This window comes from Nitrosospira sp. Nsp18 (assembly GCF_900103145.1).
In the GTDB taxonomy this organism is placed as follows: domain Bacteria; phylum Pseudomonadota; class Gammaproteobacteria; order Burkholderiales; family Nitrosomonadaceae; genus Nitrosospira.
This window is the reverse complement of sequence record NZ_FMWY01000014.1, coordinates 41,431-61,649: the sequence shown is the minus strand read 5'-3', so window position 1 is coordinate 61,649 and position 20,219 is coordinate 41,431. Positions and strand designations below refer to the sequence as shown.

Annotated in this window: 15 protein-coding genes and 2 rRNA genes; 9 read left to right on the top strand and 8 right to left on the bottom strand. The window is 53.2% G+C overall.

Annotated features, from left to right (window positions below; all coding sequences use genetic code 11):
• Nucleotides 1-338 precede the first annotated feature (338 nt).
• The 3 genes from BLS94_RS08210 (at nt 339) to BLS94_RS08200 (ending at nt 4,359) form a co-directional block, all read left to right on the top strand.
• Nucleotides 339-3,228 (top strand): 23S ribosomal RNA (locus tag BLS94_RS08210).
• Between the two features lie 179 nt (nt 3,229-3,407).
• Nucleotides 3,408-3,520 (top strand): 5S ribosomal RNA (rrf, locus tag BLS94_RS08205).
• A 404-nt stretch (nt 3,521-3,924) separates the two neighbouring features.
• Nucleotides 3,925-4,359, top strand: a complete 435-nt coding sequence (locus BLS94_RS08200) for a cupredoxin domain-containing protein (RefSeq protein ID WP_218124768.1) — start codon at nt 3,925-3,927, stop codon at nt 4,357-4,359.
• 154 nt (nt 4,360-4,513) lie between these two features.
• Here BLS94_RS08200 and BLS94_RS08195 read toward each other — a convergent pair whose 3' ends face one another.
• The 8 genes from BLS94_RS08195 to BLS94_RS08160 all read right to left on the bottom strand — a co-directional run bounded on the left by BLS94_RS08195 (nt 4,514) and on the right by BLS94_RS08160 (nt 11,698).
• Nucleotides 4,514-5,593 carry a sulfate/molybdate ABC transporter ATP-binding protein gene (locus BLS94_RS08195; protein WP_072766559.1) on the bottom strand — a complete coding sequence of 360 codons (1,080 nt, stop codon included), beginning with the start codon at nt 5,591-5,593 and terminating at the stop codon, nt 4,514-4,516.
• Complete coding sequence (gene cysW / locus BLS94_RS08190) at nt 5,574-6,458, bottom strand: sulfate ABC transporter permease subunit CysW (RefSeq protein WP_072766558.1); 885 nt, start codon at nt 6,456-6,458, stop codon at nt 5,574-5,576. The genes BLS94_RS08195 and cysW overlap by 20 nt, the downstream gene beginning before the upstream one ends.
• Before the next feature lie 10 nt (nt 6,459-6,468).
• Nucleotides 6,469-7,296, bottom strand: coding sequence for a sulfate ABC transporter permease subunit CysT (gene cysT / locus BLS94_RS08185; RefSeq protein ID WP_072766557.1), 828 nt, complete (start codon nt 7,294-7,296; stop codon nt 6,469-6,471).
• A gap of 27 nt (nt 7,297-7,323) precedes the next feature.
• Nucleotides 7,324-8,178 carry an EAL domain-containing protein gene (locus BLS94_RS08180; RefSeq protein WP_090959500.1) on the bottom strand — a complete coding sequence of 285 codons (855 nt, stop codon included), beginning with the start codon at nt 8,176-8,178 and terminating at the stop codon, nt 7,324-7,326.
• Nucleotides 8,179-8,198: 20 nt separating this feature from the next.
• Complete coding sequence (locus BLS94_RS08175; RefSeq protein WP_090959497.1) at nt 8,199-8,585, bottom strand: DUF2325 domain-containing protein; 387 nt, start codon at nt 8,583-8,585, stop codon at nt 8,199-8,201.
• Nucleotides 8,586-8,627: 42 nt separating this feature from the next.
• Nucleotides 8,628-9,629 (bottom strand): sulfate ABC transporter substrate-binding protein, encoded by a 1,002-nt coding sequence (locus BLS94_RS08170; protein ID WP_090959494.1) that lies wholly within the window; start codon nt 9,627-9,629, stop codon nt 8,628-8,630.
• Nucleotides 9,630-9,678: 49 nt separating this feature from the next.
• Nucleotides 9,679-11,283: an alginate export family protein gene (locus tag BLS94_RS08165; RefSeq protein ID WP_090959491.1), complete on the bottom strand. Its 1,605-nt coding sequence runs from the start codon at nt 11,281-11,283 to the stop codon at nt 9,679-9,681.
• A gap of 217 nt (nt 11,284-11,500) precedes the next feature.
• Entirely contained in the window at nt 11,501-11,698 is a 198-nt protein-coding gene (locus BLS94_RS08160) for a YezD family protein (RefSeq protein WP_090959488.1), read from the bottom strand.
• Between the two features lie 370 nt (nt 11,699-12,068).
• On the opposite strand from BLS94_RS08160, the gene ttcA reads away from it, so the two are divergent.
• From ttcA to BLS94_RS08130, 6 genes are all read left to right on the top strand, one after another.
• On the top strand, nt 12,069-12,953 hold the full coding sequence (gene ttcA / locus BLS94_RS08155) for a tRNA 2-thiocytidine(32) synthetase TtcA (protein ID WP_218124769.1): 885 nt from the start codon (nt 12,069-12,071) through the stop codon (nt 12,951-12,953).
• Nucleotides 12,954-12,992: 39 nt separating this feature from the next.
• Nucleotides 12,993-14,363, top strand: coding sequence for a Do family serine endopeptidase (locus tag BLS94_RS08150; RefSeq protein ID WP_072766552.1), 1,371 nt, complete (start codon nt 12,993-12,995; stop codon nt 14,361-14,363).
• Nucleotides 14,364-14,607: 244 nt separating this feature from the next.
• Nucleotides 14,608-17,205, top strand: coding sequence for a leucine--tRNA ligase (gene leuS, locus BLS94_RS08145; RefSeq protein ID WP_090959481.1), 2,598 nt, complete (start codon nt 14,608-14,610; stop codon nt 17,203-17,205).
• Nucleotides 17,206-17,292: 87 nt separating this feature from the next.
• Entirely contained in the window at nt 17,293-17,781 is a 489-nt protein-coding gene (gene lptE, locus BLS94_RS08140) for an LPS-assembly lipoprotein LptE (RefSeq protein ID WP_072766550.1), read from the top strand.
• A 41-nt stretch (nt 17,782-17,822) separates the two neighbouring features.
• Nucleotides 17,823-18,833, top strand: coding sequence for a DNA polymerase III subunit delta (holA, locus tag BLS94_RS08135; protein WP_090959477.1), 1,011 nt, complete (start codon nt 17,823-17,825; stop codon nt 18,831-18,833).
• Between the two features lie 75 nt (nt 18,834-18,908).
• Nucleotides 18,909-20,174 (top strand): glutamate-5-semialdehyde dehydrogenase, encoded by a 1,266-nt coding sequence (locus tag BLS94_RS08130; protein ID WP_090959475.1) that lies wholly within the window; start codon nt 18,909-18,911, stop codon nt 20,172-20,174.
• Nucleotides 20,175-20,219 lie beyond the last annotated feature (45 nt).

The window sequence follows — 20,219 nt, the reverse complement described above, 5'->3', positions numbered from 1 at the left end:
TTTACTTCTGGTTTTTACCAGCGGCTGTATTTCGGGAATAGCGCGGAAAGTATCCGGGTAGTTATATTATCACTCCCTGATTCTTTACCAAACTGTTTCTCGACGTTCTTTAAAAATTTGGAAGAAGTAAAGTATTTCATATCCGATGAATACGTGCGCCCTTAATTGGAGCTTGTATCCGAGGATACGAAATAATGGGTTAGATTGTATCGACTCATCGCGTTTTTAGTCGGACGCGATGTGAGCAAACAACTATAACCAGATGGTTTGGAAGATAAAACGAAGACTCCGGGTTTCAGGCCGGCTTCCGACTGCTTCCTAAGCCCTTAAGGTTATAGGATCAAGCGAATAAGTGCATGTGGTGGATGCCTTGGCGATTACAGGCGATGAAGGGCGTGGTAGCCTGCGAAAAGCTCCGGGGAGCTGGCAAACAAGCATTGATCCGGAGATGTCCGAATGGGGAAACCCGGCCCGCAAGGGTCAACGTTGGCTGAATATATAGGCCAATCGTGGCGAACCTGGCGAACTGAAACATCTAAGTAGCCAGAGGAACAGAAATCAACCGAGATTCCCAGAGTAGTGGCGAGCGAAATGGGAGGAGCCTCCAATCTTTAGCATCTGAACTAGCCGAACCGTCTGGAAAGTCGGGCCATAGTGGGTGATAGCCCCGTAGGCGAAAGTTTGAATGTGGAACTAGGATTGGGACAAGTAGGGCGGGACACGAGAAATCCTGTCTGAATATGGGGGGACCATCCTCCAAGGCTAAATACTCGTAATCGACCGATAGTGAACCAGTACCGTGAGGGAAAGGCGAAAAGAACCCCGGGAGGGGAGTGAAATAGATCCTGAAACCGCATGCATACAAACAGTGGGAGCGGACTTGTTCCGTGACTGCGTACCTTTTGTATAATGGGTCAGCGACTTACATTCAGTAGCGAGCTTAACCGAATAGGGGAGGCATAGCGAAAGCGAGTCTTAATAGGGCGATTAGTTGCTGGGTGTAGACCCGAAACCAGATGATCTACTCATGGCCAGGATGAAGCGGGGGTAACACCTCGTGGAGGTCCGAACCCACTAATGTTGAAAAATTAGGGGATGAGCTGTGGGTAGGGGTGAAAGGCTAAACAAATCTGGAAATAGCTGGTTCTCTCCGAAAACTATTTAGGTAGTGCCTCACGTATCACCTTCGGGGGTAGAGCACTGTTATGGCTAGGGGGCCGTTTAGGCCTACCAAACCATGGCAAACTCCGAATACCGAAGAGTGCGAGCGTGGGAGTCAGACATCGGGTGCTAACGTCCGGTGTCGAAAGGGAAACAACCCAGACCCTCAGCTAAGGTCCCAAAGACACAGTTAAGTGGTAAACGAAGTGGGAAGGCTAAAACAGTCAGGAGGTTGGCTTAGAAGCAGCCATCCTTTAAAGAAAGCGTAATAGCTCACTGATCGAGTCGTCCTGCGCGGAAGATGTAACGGGGCTCAAACTGTGCACCGAAGCTAGGGATTTACACGCAAGTGTAGATGGTAGGAGAGCGTTCCGTAGGCCTGCGAAGGTGGCTTGAGAAGGCTGCTGGAGGTATCGGAAGTGCGAATGCTGACATGAGTAGCGATAAAGGGAGTGAAAAGCTCCCTCGCCGTAAGCCCAAGGTTTCCTGCGCAACGTTCATCGGCGCAGGGTGAGTCGGCCCCTAAGGTGAGGCAGAAATGCGTAGCTGATGGGAAACTGTTTAATATTCCAGTACCTTTATTCAATGCGATGTGGGGACGGAGAAGGTTAGCTCGGCCGGGTGTTGGACGTCCCGGTTGAAGCGTGTAGACGTGCTGCCCAGGCAAATCCGGGCGGCTTAGTTGAGGCGTGATAACGAAACGCCCTTCGGGGCGCCAAGTGAGTGATACCCTGCTTCCAGGAAAAGCCACTAAGCTTCAGTTGAATGAAGACCGTACCGAAAACCGACACAGGTGGGCGGGATGAAAATTCCAAGGCGCTTGAGAGAACTCAGGAGAAGGAACTCGGCAAATTGACACCGTAACTTCGGGATAAGGTGTGCCCCCGGTACGTGTAGCGCCTTGCGCGTGAAGCGGATGGGGGTTGCAAAGAAATGGTGGCTGCGACTGTTTAATAAAAACACAGCACTCTGCAAACACGAAAGTGGACGTATAGAGTGTGACGCCTGCCCGGTGCCGGAAGGTTAATTGATGGGGTGCAAGCTCTTGATCGAAGCCCCGGTAAACGGCGGCCGTAACTATAACGGTCCTAAGGTAGCGAAATTCCTTGTCGGGTAAGTTCCGACCTGCACGAATGGCGTAACGATGGCCACACTGTCTCCTCCTGAGACTCAGCGAAGTTGAAATGTTTGTGAAGATGCAATCTCCCCGCGGCTAGACGGAAAGACCCCGTGCACCTTTACTGTAGCTTTACATTGGACTTTGACAATATCTGTGTAGGATAGGTGGGAGGCGTTGAAGTGGACTCGCTAGAGTTCATGGAGCCGACGTTGAAATACCACCCTGGTATTGTTGAGGTTCTAACCTGGGTCCATTATCTGGATCGGGGACCGTGTATGGTAGGCAGTTTGACTGGGGCGGTCTCCTCCCAAAGTGTAACGGAGGAGTACGAAGGTACGCTAGGTACGGTCGGAAATCGTGCTGATAGTGCAATGGCAAAAGCGTGCTTGACTGCGAGACTGACAAGTCGAGCAGATGCGAAAGCAGGTCATAGTGATCCGGTGGTTCTGTATGGAAGGGCCATCGCTCAACGGATAAAAGGTACGCCGGGGATAACAGGCTGATTCCTCCCAAGAGTTCATATCGACGGGGGAGTTTGGCACCTCGATGTCGGCTCATCACATCCTGGGGCTGTAGCCGGTCCCAAGGGTATGGCTGTTCGCCATTTAAAGTGGTACGTGAGCTGGGTTTAAAACGTCGTGAGACAGTTTGGTCCCTATCTGCCGTGGGCGTTGGAAGTTTGAGGGGACCTGCTCCTAGTACGAGAGGACCGGAGTGGACGCACCTCTGGTGTACCGGTTATGACGCCAGTCGTATCGCCGGGTAGCTAAGTGCGGAAGAGATAACCGCTGAAAGCATCTAAGCGGGAAACTCGCCTCAAGATAAGACTTCCCGGGGGTAAAACCCCCCTAAAGGTTCGTCGAAGACCACGACGTTGATAGGTCGGGTGTGGAAGCGCAGTAATGTGTTAAGCTAACCGATACTAATTGACCGTGAGGCTTGATCCTATAACCTTAAGCAAGGCATGAAATATGAAGAATAAAGAATCAATTCATACATTTTCATGTCGTGTAAGTTGTTTTGCCAATACGAACTAATCCAGATTTACTTCTTCCAGATCAGTGGCTTGCGATGGAAGCCCAAGACTTATAGTCATGGCTTCCATCGTTTGTCATTAAAAGTTACGCTTGGCGGTCATAGCGCTTTGGACCCACCCCTTCCCATCTCGAACAGGGTCGTGAAACGAAGTCGCGCCGATGATAGTGTGTTTTCACATGCGAAAGTAGGTCACTGCCAGGCACCTTATAAAAAGCCCCGTTCCAAGAACGGGGCTTTTTTTTCGCCCAGCATGGGCGCACTCCTGTGGTGCAAGTCCCGCCGTATGTTGTTCACAGCGAGCGAAGCAAAGCGCAACTGCATGAGGCTAGCCGAATGCGGGGGCGGAAGCGTGGAGGGAAGCAATGACTCGAGGAACAGAATCGGATAGAAGGTGCTGTCAAGCAGAGCCTGGGCGAGAAGTTAAAAGAAGCTATAATAGCTGCCGATACAAGGGAGAAGGGCTGAACCACGGGAAATATTCAAGGACCTCGTTATTGAATGCTACGTGCTAGACGTCCGCGCTCGCTCCCTTTACGCTATTTGGAGGGGACTAAGCCAATCTTGCGCCAGGTTGGATTTCAAGGCGAATGGTAAGGAGATTCATCATGAACCCACAGCGGTTTTTATCCCCCTGTTTTTTGTCCCTGATGCTGGCGTTGGTCTTCTGCTTCGCAACGGGACGTGCCGTCGCGCAACCGGGCAATGAACCTTATCGGGCAGTAGTTGGCGTCGATGGGGTGCAACACGTGAATATCCTGGCGGGTGACTATTTTTTCAGGCCCAAGCACATCATCGTCAAAGTTAATATGCCTGTAATGTTCGTGGTTCGCGTGGAACCGGGGATCATTCCTCATGGCTTTGTACTCAGGGCGCCCAGAGCGAATATCTCGATCGATGAAAATCTGAGCCGGGAGTCCAAAATATTCACTTTCACCCCAAGCGCACCTGGCACGTATGCTTTCTATTGCCCCGAAAAGCTGCTCTTTCTCAAAAGCCACAGGGAACACGGGATGGAGGGCGTTCTAGAAGTTGTTGAGTAGCTGGCACTGATTGCGACTTGGCGTTCTTGTTTTGCTTTTTTTGGCCCGGAAGGGTCTAAATGTGGCGATATTCCTTCTCAAAAACTCAGATAGTGTTTCGAACGAACTCTCGTTTTCCTTTTCTGCTACTAAAACATCGATGCTGGCAAACCTCTCAGTGTATCCGAGCCGGGAATAGATCGAAGCGTGAAGGTTTGATGAAAACCTGATCACCCGGGATTAATTGTAATTCGCGAAAGCGCTCCTTGCTGATTTCGACCTGAATCAGTTCCTTGCTATTGTTGCCGTCGCCGTCGCGGATCAGCTCAAGACGCACTACGGGGCCGACCGAGAGAATATGAGATACGCGCGCCTCAAGCGCGCCGCTACCGTTAACCACCCGGTCCACGTGGATATCATGAGGACGCACGTAAGCTATCGCCGCCAGTTCCTCTGCTTCTATGTGCTCGGGCGCGTCGACCTCGATCCCGTCTATCCAGGCTCGCCCCTTATGTAACCGGCCGTGGAACAGATTCACCTTGCCTAGAAATTCGTACACAAACGGACTTGCCGGCTGCTCATACACCTCATCCGGCGTGCCGATCTGCTCGATGCGGCCCTCATTCATAACCACTACCCGGTCAGCCACTTCCAGCGCTTCCTCCTGATCATGGGTAACGAACACGCTGGTGATATGCATTTCGTCGTGTAGCCTTCGCAACCAGGCGCGGAGTTCCTTACGTACCTTGGCGTCGAGCGCCCCAAAAGGCTCATCCAATAACAATACTTTAGGTTCGACGGCCAAAGCCCGCGCAAGGGCGACGCGCTGGCGCTGGCCCCCAGAAAGCTGGTGCGGGTGGCGGTCGGCCAGCCAGTCGAGTTGTACCAGCTTCAGCAAATTATGCACGCGGTCGCTGATCTCTGTATTGGTCGGGCGGACGTTTTTCGCACGGACGCGCAAGCCGAATGCGACATTCTCGAAGATGGTCATATTCCGGAACAGCGCATAGTGCTGAAATACGAAACCTACCCGGCGCTCACGCACATGCTGTCCGGTTGCGTCTTCGCCCTGGAACAGCACATGGCCGGCATCGGCAGCCTCCAGCCCCGCAATTACACGCAGTAATGTTGTCTTTCCGGAGCCCGACGGCCCGAGCAATGCAAGCAATTCACCCGTGCGGACCTCAAGGCTGACGTCTCGTAATGCAGCGAAATTTCCAAATTGCTTAGAAAGATTACGTACTTCGATGCTCATTGGCATTCTCCGTTTGCTGCTTGTTTCTGGATTCAACGAACGCCTTCAGCGCAAGCGTCACCAATGCAAGCAACGCCAGCAGCGACGCGACCGCAAAGGCAGCAGCAAAGTTATATTCGTTGTAGAGGATCTCGACATGAAGCGGCAGGGTATTGGTACTGCCGCGAATGTGGCCCGATACCACGGATACCGCGCCGAATTCGCCCATTGCCCGGGCATTGCAGAGGATGACGCCATACAACAAACCCCATTTGATGTTCGGGAGCGTCACACGGAAGAATATCTGCCAGCCGTTGGCGCCCAGTACCACCGCCGCTTCCTCCTCTTCGGTGCCCTGTGCCTGCATCAATGGGATAAGCTCACGGGCGATAAAGGGGACAGTTACGAAGATAGTGGCGAGGACGATGCCGGGTATCGCAAAAATTATCTTGATGTCGTTTTCCGCCAGCCAGGGTCCCAACCAGCCTTGCAGGCCGAAGATAAGCACATAGATCAGTCCCGCTACCACTGGCGAAACCGAGAAAGGCAAATCGATAAGCGTTATCAGCAGGCTCTTGCCGCGGAACTCGAACTTGGCAATAGCCCAAGCGGCCGCTACGCCGAATATCAAGTTGAGTGGTACGGCGATCGCCGCCGCGGTCAGGGTAAGCTCGATCGCCGCTACTGCATCAGGTTCGGTGATGGCGGCCACGTAGACATCCACGCCTTTTTTCAGGGCTTCGTAGAAGACCAGGATCAGGGGTATGAAGAGGAACAGCGCCAGGAAGGCGAGCGCCAGCCCAATCAAAACCCACCGTACCCAGCCAGGCTCGTCCGTGGCCACCCGACGCTTGCCGGTGGGAATTGGAAGGGCGGTTGCACTCATCGGCGCATCCTCATATGGCGGCGCTCCGGCGTCTGCTCCACCACTGCAGCAGATTGATGATCAGCAGCATCACAAACGAAATTACGAGCATTACCACTGCCAATGCCGTGGCGCCCGCATAATCGTATTGCTCAAGCTTGGTAACGATCAGGAGAGGCGTGATCTCCGATATCATCGGCATATTGCCGGCAATAAAAATTACCGAACCGTATTCACCGATGGCGCGGGCGAAGGCGAGCGCAAAGCCGGTTGTCAGGGCAGGAAAAATCGTGGGAAAAATGACTTTAACGAAAGTTTGCAGCCGGGATGCACCCAGTGTAGCGGCTGCTTCCTCCAATTCCCATTCGATGTCTTCGAGTACCGGCTGTACCGTTCTTACGACGAAAGGCAAACCGATGAAGGTCAGTGCGATAAAAATACCAATTGGCGTAAAAGCAATCTTGATTCCAAGCGGTTCGAAATATTGGCCGATCCAGCCATTTCCGGAATAGAGTGCAGTCAGTACAATGCCCGCCACCGCTGTCGGCAACGCAAACGGAAGGTCTACCAATGCATCCACCAGTTTCTTGCCCCGAAAGCGATAACGTACCAGTATCCACGCCACCAGAAAACCGAATACGGCATTGACCAGCGCCGCTGCAAATGAAGCGCCGAACGTCAATCGGTACGATGCCATTACCCGTGGAGTCGTGACCATGGCCCAGAATTCCGGCCATGTGAGCGCAGACGTACGGATGAATGCAGCCGACAGTGGGATAAGCACGATCAGGCTCAGATAAACCAGGGTAAATCCAAGTGCCAGGTTGAACCCCGGCAGAACGCTATGTCGTTTGAACATACTCAACCTTGCACTCCGGTTTTCCGGTTAGCTGAAATTTATACCCGCATCCGTCGATCGGCCTTCTGCAGGTTGATGCACATTCCCGGCAGCGTCTGGCTCATCCACTTCGAGCATCCGGGCTGGTTCCCCAAGAAAGCGACTTTGCAATAAATCAGCACCCGTGCGAACCGCGGAAATCACCTGCTGCCTGGTTTCGATACCAGTTACCAGGATGGCAGCCCCCAAGCGATGGGCTGTGTCCAGCAGCGTATCTGTTCCATCATGTTGCAGCAGCGTGGAAGCATTCAGCCTTACGATGTCCGGATATAGGCTTCCCAGCTCCGTCATGCTCTCGTCATTTGCGCCGCTGTGATTCGCTGCGACGCGATACCCACGCGAACGATAGTTTCCGATGACGTGCTTGAGCAACCTCAAGTCGCGATTCACCTCGCTCGGAATCTCGATCACCACGCGCGAGGTTCTGATTCCGATGAGATTCAGTATGTTCTCAAACGCTAGTCCGTGATCGTCCTTGACGCTCTCCAGAAGGCGAGGCTGTACGCTGACAAAAAGACTGCCCTGCCCTGAGGCAACCCTGAAATAATTGATCGCATGCAGCGTACGGCAGAGGCGATCCAGGCTGACCAGTAAAGTGTCCTCGGAAGCCAGTGCGAAAACTCCCCAGGGCGACAACACAGCATCGCGGTCCGGCTTGGAACGGATGTAAGCAGAATGCCCCACCACACGGCGTCTAATTGCATCGAATACTGGCTGAAAGACGCTGGATAGCTCATTGTTGAAAAAATAGCCAGCTACCCCGCCATCTTCCGCGCGCTGTAAAAGATGATCGGTAACTGCCTGGATTTGCTCAAATTCATAATGTTTATTTGTCGCTTCCATATTCACGTGCCTCTCCTTCTTCAGGCATGAATCCGGTTCATCCCGGTAAAGTTGCCTGGATGCCAGCGTGTCAATCCGTTCATGAATCTGGACCCGAGTGCGTCGCAGCTGCGACAGGAATTCTCCGCCAAGTCGAGTCTCCTCAGCTTTTCGCGCAGGTCATGCGTCGAGCTGCGGCAGAACACCAGCGGTATGTCTTTTCTATACGCTTGCTGCTTCAAAGCGTTCGACACACCATGGCTGATATAATCATGCAGTATCACCACCAGCCTCGCGCTAACAGGAATCGCGCGTTTGGTAACTCTTGATTGTCGGCCATCCCAGTGTTCGACGCGCCTCAAGCCGTGCGCGAGGAGTTCCCGCTTTAACATTTCAATGTAATCTCCGCCGATGATTAATGCTGTCATGTCAGCCCTTGAAATATGATTTACTCCAGCTAGCCAAAGTTTTCATTGCTGATAAATCTGGTCGAACGTGCCCCCATCGGCAAAATGCAGCTTATGCGCGTTTTTCCAGCCGCCAAACGTGTCATCAATTTTGAACAGCTTGATAGCGGGGAATCGATCTGCATATTTCGCCGCAACCTTCGAATCGGTGGGCCGGTAGAAGTTTCTTGCGGCGATTTCCTGGCCCTGTTCCGAGTAGAGATACTTTAGATAAGCTTCCGCCACATCGCGCGTGCCCTTCCTGTCGATGACCTTGTCTATCACGGTGACGGGCGGCTCAGCCAGGATGCTGATCGACGGCGCGACAATCTCGAATTTACCGACACCGAGCTCCTTGATGGCCAGGAAGGCCTCGTTTTCCCAGGAGATGAAGACATCACCAATGCCCCGCTCCACGAAAGTCGTGGTGGAACCTCGTGCGCCGGAATCCAGCACGGGAACATTCCTGTAAATCCTGGCCACAAACTCCTTTGCCTTGGCGTCATTACCATAGCTCCGCTTTCCATACTCCCAGGCCGCCAGATAATTCCAGCGCGCGCCTCCCGAAGTTTTGGGGTTGGGGGTAATTACGGATATGCCTGGTCTGGCAAGGTCGTTCCAGTCCTTGATATTCTTGGGATTGCCTTTACGTACCAGCAGCACGATGGTCGATGTATAGGGTGTGCTGTTATGTGGCAAACGCTTCTGCCAATCTCCTGGAATCAGCTTTGCCTTCTCTGAAATTTCGTTGATATCATTGGCCAGAGCCAGTGTCACCACATCAGCATCAAGGCCATCGATGACGGACCGTGCCTGCTTGCCGGAGCCACCGTGGGACTGCTTGATGGCGACCTTTTCCCCGGTCTTTGTCTCCCAGTGCTTCACGAATGCCGCGTTGAACTCCTGATAAAGTTCACGCGTTGGATCATAGGAAACATTCAATAGCGTTCTGTCCGCTGACGCGCTTCCGCCAGCCAGGAGGCCTCCAATCAGCAGACCCGTTGTCAGCCATGGTTTGAGTTTCATAATTTCCTTTAATGAGTTAGTGGGGATAGTCAAAAATCTGGTTAAGAAGCTAAAAAGCACTGACTACAACTTCAACATAAAAAAAGTCGGAACTGCCGGGGCTTTTGCCAAGTGCCGCCATCTGCCTGTTACGCGTGAATTCACCGCTTGTAAAATGGGAGTAACCGACTGTGGTATTGATGTGTTCCGTAATCTTGTAGCGGGCACGAATATCAACGGAATGCCCGATAAAGTCGCCGCTCCTTCCAGTAGCATCACGATTAAAACCTGGATTTGGGATGGCGCTGTTATTACCATCAAGAAGATTGTTAAAGCGATCTGTACTGCTGGCAAGCCAAAACCAGCTGTAACCGCCGTCTATACGCAAGTCCGCTGTCGGCTGAAACTCGAGCTTGATCTTGGGCGCCTTGATGTTCTCGAAAACGATGTAATCGTCCGCCGACCAGGGCCGCGCAAAACCAAAGAACCGCTCAAAACGATTGTTTACATCGTCATTGGGATGCCGGTCACCACTTGCATATCCATAAAATGCGCTGATACGCGGTTTCCAGCTCTGCTTGAAGGTATACCCGACTTCAGTGGTATACCCATAGGCCTCATGGCGCTGCGTTCCGTTTTCCCCGAATTGATAAATCAGGTTAAAATCATAGTCCAGGCCGGTATCGCCTATCTTGCCGTAACCCCGCAGGGCCGGCGCATGGATATGTCGATCAATCTGGCCTATCTTGCTGCCGTCCTGTACAAGGCCCATGTAATATGGCTGGAGCGTGATAATGTCCGACCACCGGCGCCAATGTCCGATTGCGCCGTAGAACCACTGATTCTCCATGCGTTGGTCAAACTCGGTCGGTAGCCGTTTGACAGGTTGATAAGCCCATAAATCGATCTCCCAATCGTTGATTTCCTGGCCCAGATTGATGCGGAAGCCTTCAAAAGTATTCGTGGTATTGCGCCATTCATTCCGGCCTATCAGGCGCCGATCCAGCGCTTCATAGGCCATTCGGCCTGCACGAAACCTGATCGGTCGCTGCTGCTTCCGGTCATCCGCTCCCAGGGCGCCTTCGAAATACAGTTCGCCATACGCCTGGATCAGCTCGTAGTCATTGAAATCACGATCATCGTGCGGAAAATTGCCGTTGTAGCGCCGCGAGTCCTGAAACTCGACAGCGCCCCGCAGCGGGTCCAGAATTTCCTTTATTCCAAAATAGGCGCGCGAGCGTAGCAAAAAAGGCTGGTCGAGCCTGAGGTCTGTTCGGCGTATGTCATTACTGCGAAACTCGTAACGTGTTCTATGGTCCAGGCCAACATCCAGCCAGTAGATATCCTTGAATGCCTCGATCCCCGTTTTGCTGAGCGTACGCACGTATCGCGGCGGATCGGATTCCGGTTGGGTGGAATAGCTACTGGAAGGTTTGAAGTAGCTTGTCGATTTCTTTTCCGCTTTCGGCACGGATGGTTTTTCCGCATCCGCCTTATTAATATCGGTAACTTGCGACTTTAAAATTTTGCCGCCTTCATCTTCTCGGCCAATTTTGCCGTCTTCTTTACTCATTCCTGGCGCCTCAAATTTCCCAGCATTCACATCCGTTTGAATCACGCCGATCGGCAATATTGAAATTGCAGATGCAAGCATGATTCGCCTATGAAGTTTCATTCCTCTCTCCTGAATCGGCCTTCCGGTATCCCGGTCAGGGACAGCTTTGGTTTTATCGTTTATCGCCTCCAATCGCTTGGTCGGCAGTTTTTTTTCTTGCAGCGCCTTGGTTTTTATCGGTAGATGACTCGGGTCGTGGAATTACACTACCGCGGCTACACCGGCCTTTTTTCGGATTAACGTATATTGGTGCGCCCTTGATGCGCCCTAACGCGCTTTAGCTTACGCGAGTTTTTTCGCGACACTCAATCTGCACCACTTTGCCGCCATGAATGGTTACCTCTACCGAGCCATACTCAATATTGGTGATCGCGAACAGGACCCGCTGCTTGATATCCACGGGAATCTGTTTGCCGGCCTTTTCAGGTCCCGCCTGTTTTTCTTCCAAACCCGTAATTTTCCCTATCGCTACCATTCGTTTTCCAGAGTGAAGAGTGGACAGAGCGAAAGTTACCAGTCGCGACTTATAATTGAAACTAATAACATTTCACTTGGTTATCTGTTTTTTTCATATTGAAAAAATGGTATGAAGAATCTTCCGAAATCGACTGTTCTAGTGAGGAAGCAGCAATCCGCTTTTCAGGCTTCTGTCAGTGAAGGACTCGGTCTACCAAACATTCTTGATCCATGAGGTTGCCACCGTCCGCAGGGCCACCCTGTCCAAACTGAGCTTAATCTGGGAAAATGCCTGAGGATTAGTTAATAATGCTTAGTCTTCGAGCGCTACGGCGCTACTGCGGGTTTTTCCAATCAGTGTGGTGGGGATGAGGTTGTCGATGGGAATGATGTCCAGAAAAGAACAACACAACGTCAATAAACTGCATAAGCGGTTGAGGCGCCTTGTCGGCACGGCCATTGCGGATTTCAACATGATCGAGAATGGGGACCGCGTGATGGTATGTCTTTCGGGCGGTAAGGATAGCTATGCCTTACTCGATATCCTGCGTAATTTGCAGGCGCATGCGCCGATAGAATTCGAATTGATTGCAGTGAATCTGGACCAGAAACAGCCGGGATTTCCCGAGCACGTATTGCCGGGTTACCTCACCAGTATTGAAATGCCCTTTCAGATTGTCGAGCAGGATACCTACAGCGTGGTGAAACGCGTCATTGCGGAAGGTAAAACCACCTGCAGTCTCTGTTCCCGTTTGCGCCGCGGTGTACTCTACCGTGTTGCCGGCGAACTGGGCGCGACAAAAATCGCACTGGGGCATCATAGGGACGACATCCTCGAGACGCTGTTCCTCAACTTGTTCTATGGCGGCAAGCTGAAGACCATGCCGCCCAAGCTGGTGAGCGATGATGGCCGGCATATCGTGATCCGTCCATTGGCCTACTGTAAGGAGAAAGATCTGGCGGCTTATGCCGAGATAGAAGATTTTCCCATCATTCCTTGCAATCTGTGCGGATCGCAGAAAAATCTCCAGCGCCAGGCGGTGAAGGAAATGCTGCAGCAATGGGATAAAAAATATCCCGGCAGGCTGGAAACCATGTTTACGGCATTGCAGAATATCCAGCCTTCACATCTGGCAGATCCCACGCTCTATAATTTTCACGGGCTCAAGGCTGGAAGCGGGCCTGCTGTGGATGGCGACAAGGCTTTCGACCCGGAAATATTCGAGACTGGCATAGAAGAAATGTTGAGTTTGAGCACTGAGTCGAATGAATAGGTATTTCGCTTGACCCCCCAAAAAATACCCGGTCTATCAATGCAAAAGTCCTTCAGGATTATTTTACTCCATACCAGTTTGATTGCTTTGCTGGCGGTGGCGTTGCCCGGCTACTCCGCTGTGCCATTCACCAACAGCAAAAACGGCTTGCCTACGTTGGCGCCGCTACTTCATGACGTAACCCCGGCGGTCGTGAATATTTCCGTGCTGACGCCTTCCGCCATCGAAGACAATCCCTTGTTTCGCGACCCGTTTTTCCGCCGTTTTTTCGATCTCCCCGATCAGGCGGCGCGCCCCGAGCGTAGTGCCGGGTCCGGCGTTATCGTGGACGCAGCAAACGGGTATGTCGTGACAAATTATCATGTGATAAAGAATGCCCGGCAGGTGATGGTCACGCTCAAGGATCGACGCCAGTTCCAGGCGAAGCTGGTGGGAACGGACCCGGGTACGGATATCGCCGTGCTGCAGATCGATGCAAAGGATCTGCAGGCTTTACGCCTTGGCGATTCCGAGTTGCTCAACGTAGGAGACTTCGTGGTTGCGATCGGCAATCCGTTTGGCCTGGGGCAGACGGTGACCTCGGGTATCGTGAGCGCGCTGGGAAGAAGCGGGCTCGATATCGAAGGTTATGAGGATTTCATACAGACCGATGCTTCCATCAATCCGGGTAATTCCGGCGGTGCGCTGGTCGATCTCAAGGGGGAGCTGATCGGTATCAACACAGCTATTGTAGGGCCATCCGGCGCCAACGTGGGCATCGGCCTCGCCATACCCAGCGTCATGGTAAAGGCCGTGCTCGATCAGATTGTGCGTTTTGGCGAAGTGAGTCGAGGCAGGCTGGGCGCGAGCGGCGAAGACATTACCTACGACTTGGCCGCATCCCTCGGGCTGCGTTCCACCGAAGGTGCGATCATCAGTACAGTCGAGCCTAACTCGACAGCAGAAAAGGCAGGCCTGCGGCCCCGTGACGTGGTGACGGCGGTTAACGGGCGACCCGTAAGAAATTCCGTCGATTTGCGCAACAAGATAGGGATGACGCCAATCGGCGAAACGATAAGCCTAAAGCTCTTGAGGGAAGGTAAAGTTATTAACGCGAAGTTCAAGATCGCGAAGCCGCTTGATGAATCGGGCACCGAGGCGGAAACAGTGCCTCAACTCGCGGGCGCAACGGTGGCTAATCTCAAAAGCGGGTCGCCACGTGGTAAGGTGGAAGGGGTGCTGGTGACCAAGGCCGATGCAAATAGTCCTGCCTGGCTGCATGGTCTGAGGCCTGGCGATATCATTGTCGGGGTCAATCGTAGAAAGATCCGCACGGTACAGGAATTTCTGGCGGTGTTGCAAATGAGCGAAGATGTCATTGTTCTCAATCTGCTGCGTGGTGATTTCCGGCTGACTCTCGTAATCCAGTAAAACGATGGTCCTGGACAAGAGCTGCCGCAGCCGTTGGAGTCGGTTCCGGCTGGCGGCAGCGTTCGCGTCTAATCCCTTGCCCGAATGAATTCTTCAGACAGCACTTGATGAAGCGTGATGGAGAGCGCAGGGCGCATCGCACGCAATCTGCAATTTTTATCTTGATGTAAATCAACATGCGTAACGTGGGGAATTTTGGTTCGCGGTATAATTCCATGTTTTGCGGCAGGAAAGTCGGGATTTTATGCAGGAAAAATATCACCCACAGGAAATCGAAGCGGAAGCCCAGCGGCACTGGAACGATACCGCTGCGTTCAGAGCCGTAGAGATCCCCGGAAAGCAAAAATATTACTGCCTCTCCATGTTTCCCTATCCATCGGGCAAACTGCATATGGGACACGTACGCAATTATACGATTGGCGACGTGCTGTCACGCTATCGCCGCATGCTGGGTTACAACGTTCTGCAACCTATGGGCTGGGATGCTTTCGGTTTGCCTGCGGAGAATGCGGCGATGCAGAACAATGTGCCGCCGGCGAAGTGGACGCACGATAACATCGCTTACATGCGGAAGCAGCTGCAGAGTCTGGGGCTGGCCATCGACTGGAGCCGCGAGCTTGCAACCTGTAGTCCAGAGTACTACCGGTGGAATCAATGGCTGTTTCTCCGAATGCTGGAAAAAGGACTGGCTTACAGAACGACCGGGACGGTCAACTGGGACCCGGTCGATCAGACGGTGCTGGCCAATGAGCAGGTCATCGACGGACGGGGGTGGCGCACCGGTGCGCTGGTGGAAAAGCGCGAAATCCCGATGTATTACATGAAAATTACCGCGTATGCCGATGAACTGCTGGAAACATTGGATACGCTCCCCGGTTGGCCTGAGCGGGTAAAGACCATGCAGGCAAACTGGATCGGCAAGAGCTTCGGGGTCGATGTGACGTTTCCTGCCGACGCCGAGTCCGGCATGCCCCAAGCGCTGAAGGTTTTTACGACACGCGCGGATACGCTGCTGGGCGCAACTTATGTTGCTGTGGCAGCGGAACATCCTGTTGCGCTATATGCGGCGGAAAACAGGTCTGAGCTTGGCGAGTTCATCGAGGCGTGCAAGCATGGCGCCACCATGGAAGCAGAAATTGCGACTCAGGAAAAGAAAGGCATGGACACGGGGCTGTTTGTCATCCATCCGCTGACCGGTGCAAAACTTCCGGTATGGATAGCCAATTACGTACTCATGGGTTACGGCGAAGGCGCGGTAATGGCGGTGCCGGCCCACGACGAACGTGATTTTGAGTTCGCGACCAAATATTTTCTACCGATCAAGCCGGTGATCAAGCCAGTTGATTCCGATCTGGGAATGCCGCTTGCGCAAGCGTACGTAGAGTACGGTCTTACGTTTGATTCAGGCGAATTTTCCGGTCTTGTATTTCAAGCGGCTGTGGATGCAATCGCGGCGGCATTGCAACATAAGGGATTGGGTGAAAAACGTGTGCACTACCGTCTTCGCGATTGGGGCATTTCACGTCAGCGTTACTGGGGCTGCCCTATTCCTCTCATTTATTGTGATGCGTGTGGTGTGGTACCGGTACCCGATGACCAGCTTCCCGTCGTGCTTCCGGACAACCTTGTGCCGGATGGCTCCGGCAACCCGTTAGCGAAGACCCCATCATTTTACGCGTGTCAATGTCCCCGCTGCGGCAAGCCAGCACGGCGGGAAACAGACACCATGGATACTTTCGTCGATTCCTCGTGGTATTACACCCGCTACGCCTGTGCCGACCAGAACAAGAGCATGGTCGATGCGCGTGTGGATTACTGGTTGCCGGTGGACCAATACATCGGCGGCATCGAACACGCCATTTTGCATCTCCTCTACTCTCGCTTCTGGAGCAAGGTCATGCACGATCTCGGGTTGGTCGTGTTCGACGAGCCCTTCGCCAACCTGCTGACCCAGGGCATGGTTTTGAACGAGATCATGTTTCGAAAAACGGAAACCGGGCGCATCGTCTACTTCAATCCGGCGGACGTCGATATTCAAACCGATGAGCAAGGTCGACGCATTGGCGCGTTGCTGCGCACGGATGGTCAACCGGTGGAGTTGGGTGGGATCGGCACCATGTCGAAATCCAGGAATAACGGCGTCGATCCGCAAAAACTGGTCGAACAATATGGAGCCGATACCGCAAGGCTGTTCATGATGTTCGCGAGCCCGCCCGAGCAGACCCTCGAATGGGCAGATGCCGGGATAGATGGCGCATTCCGCTTTCTGAAGCGGTTATGGAAACAGGTTTACGAACATCTGCAGCAAGGTGGGGCGATTGACCGTTCGGCCCAAAATGAAGACCTCGGTTCGGGACTGCAATCCTTGCGTTACCAATTGCATCAAACTATCGCCAAGGTTGGCGACGATCTGGGGAGGCGGCACACCTTCAATACCGCCATCGCAGCCGTGATGGAGTTAATGAACGCGCTTGGAAAACTGCAGGATCCCAGCCCGGCTGCGCGCGGCCTGATGCAGGAGGCGATGGAAAGCATTGTATTACTGTTATCACCCATCATTCCCCACATCTGTCACGCCCTATGGCGTGAACTTAAGCCGGGAACCGAACTCCTAGATCAGTCCTGGCCGGAAGTCGATAGCATGGCGCTTATCCAGGATGAGATTGAACTGATAGTCCAGGTCAACGGCAAACTGCGTGGCAAAATACGCGTTGCCAGAGATACGGAATCCGCGGCCATCGAGCGTTTTGCGCTGGAAAGCGAGCAGGTGCGTAAATTCGTGACTGGTGAGATCAAGAAGATCGTGGTCGTGCCGGGTAGATTGGTGAACATCGTTGTCTGAAGAAATTCCTGAACAAGCCCGACGCGGGCGCAACGGCACTTTGCGGGCCTGTTCAGAGGTTCCTGAAACTGAATGTGAGGATGCTGCATGAAAAAAGTTCTGCTGGTTGTATTCTGTTTCTTTCTGGCTGCCTGTGGTTTTCAGTTGCGCGGCCAGGCTAAACTGCCATTCGAAACGCTCTATATATCATTCCCCGCAGGGCATCCTATCGGTACTGATCTGCGGCGCCTCATCAAGGCCAGTACCACTACCCGCATTATTGACAAGCCGAAAAATGCCCAGGCCATACTGGAAATTGTCAGCGTGACGAATGACAAGCAAATCATGTCGGTATCGGGAGGCGGACGGGTGCGGGAATTTGAACTCTTCTATCGGATTTCATTTCGCCTCATCAATGCCAAGGGAGAAGAACTCATCCCTACGAGCGAGATTGCATTGCGTCGCATTCTCCCTTATACCGATGCGCAAGTAGTGGGTAAAGAGGGCGAGGAGGCGATGCTCGTCAGAGAAATGCAAAGCGATTCCGCAGCGCAGATCGTGCGGCGACTGGAGGCGGTTAAGGTAGCGGAAGGTTAATGGGGCAAGGATGGCAGACTCGCGTGCCATAAAGGAATGCCATGCGTATTACCCCCGATAACCTTTCCCAGCATCTTCGGAAGCAGGTTGCGCCGCTCTACACGGTATTTGGCGACGAGCTGCTGCTGATTATCGAGGCTGCGGATCTGATTCGTGCCAAGGCGTATCAGGCAGGCTATATCGAGCGTGAGATTTTTGCCGTAGACCATCATTTCAACTGGACGGATCTGCAGCAGCGCAGCAGTAGTCTGTCGCTATTTGGTGAAAGACGTATAATGGATATACGCATTCCGTCCGGTAAACCGGGGAATCCGGGCAGTGCGGTAATAGAGGGATATTGCTGTTCGCTGCCCCCCCATACCGTCACGCTCGTCACTTTGCCCAGAATCGACAAGCAGGGTGCGGCAACCAAGTGGTTCAAAGCGCTTGAAGGCGCGGGTGTGATGGTTCCGGTCTATCCAGTGGAACGCACCCGGCTACCCATGTGGATCGGCCAGCGCCTGGACATGCAAGCGCAGAAAGCCGACCCGGAAACCGTGCGGTTTTTGGCTGACAAGGTTGAGGGTAACCTGATCGCAGCTTATCAGGAACTCAAGAAGCTTGCATTGCTTTATCCGCCTGGAGTGTTGTCCTTCGAGCAGGTGAAAGATGCGGTACTGGATGTGGCGCGTTACGACGTTTTCAAGTTATCAGATGCACTGATGGCGGGGGAAACCGTGCGTTATGCCCGCATGCTGGAAGGTTTGCAGGGCGAGGGCGCGGCGTTGCCGCTGATTGTGAACACCCTTGCGGGACAAATACGCTCGTTGATAATGATTCGTAAAGGCTTGGATTCCGGCAGGCCTCTTACGCAATTGATGAGCCAGATAAGAGCCTGGGGGGATCAACAAAAAGCAATGGAAAGCGCTGCCAGGCGCCTTGATCTCAAACCGTTGGTGTCGGCCTTGATGCATGCTGCGAAAATAGACAGGATCAGCAAGGGCGTTGCGAAGGGTGATGCGTGGGATGAATTACTGCAGTTGGGGTTGCGCTTCGCGGTTACCAAGCATTAGCAACATTGGGTCGTTCTAGGCTTATATCGCTAGAATTTCGCACCTATTAATTCATTGTCTAAATGGAACTGTGGCATGGACATCATTGACATCAAGACTTACATGCAATCAATAGGACGTGAGGCTCGCACCGCATCACGTCTGATGGCCAAGGCGGAGCCCGCCGACAAAAACCGCGCGCTCACGCTCATGGCTTTAGCCATCAAGCGTGACGAGCAGCAACTGCTGGCCGCAAATGCCGGGGACGTGGACAACGCGAAAATCCGAGGGTTGGAACCAGCCTTGATCGATCGCTTGACGCTCACTTCCAAAAGCATTGCGAGCATGGCGGAAGGTCTGTTGCAAATTGTGGCGCTGCCCGATCCGGTCGGCGAGATCAGCGATCTGAAGTACCGTCCCGCAGGCATCCAGGTCGGAAAAATGCGCGTGCCGCTTGGCGTGATCGGCATCATTTATGAAGCGCGGCCTAATGTTACGGCGGACGCGGCGGGATTATGCCTCAAGGCAGGCAATGCGGCGATACTGCGCGGCGGATCGGAAGCGATCCGTAGTAATCAGGCTATCGCAGCTTGCGTGAAGGAAGGGTTGAAAGCTGCCGGGCTGCCGGAAACGGCGATACAGATAATCGAAACCACGGATAGGGCGGCCGTGGGCGAGCTCATTACCATGAAAGAATTCGTCGACGTAATCGTGCCGCGCGGGGGCAAGGGGCTGATCGAACGTATCTCCAACGAAGCGCGTATTCCGGTCATCAAGCATTTGCATGGTGTCTGTCACGTTTATATCGATGATGGCGCCGATCTAGCGAAGGCTATTTGTGTTGCAGACAACGCGAAAACACAGCGCTACGGCACTTGCAACACCATGGAAACATTGCTGGTGCATGAGGCCATCGCCGGGGAAGTATTACCACCCCTGTGCCAAATCTATCTGGATAAGGGTGTGGAACTTCGCGGCGATGCCGCTTCCCGCGCCATTATTCCCCAGATGAGCGAAGCGACGGAAGAAGACTGGCACACCGAGTATCTCGCGCCGATTCTCAGCATACGTGTGGTAAGCGGGCTGGATCAGGCTATCGAGCACATTGCCGTTTATGGCTCGCAGCATACCGATTCGATCATTACCGAAGACTATGGCCGCGCCCGCCGTTTCCTGCGCGAGGTGGATTCCAGTTCGGTGATGGTGAATACTTCCACCCGCTTTGCCGATGGGTTCGAGTATGGCCTCGGTGCGGAAATAGGCATCTCGACCGACAAAATACACGCCCGTGGTCCGGTGGGACTTGAAGGGCTGACCAGCCAGAAATTCATTGTGCTGGGTGACGGGCACGTCAGGCAATAGACCCGGTATTAAACTTCCAACAGGGAGCTCAGTTTTTTCCCTCAA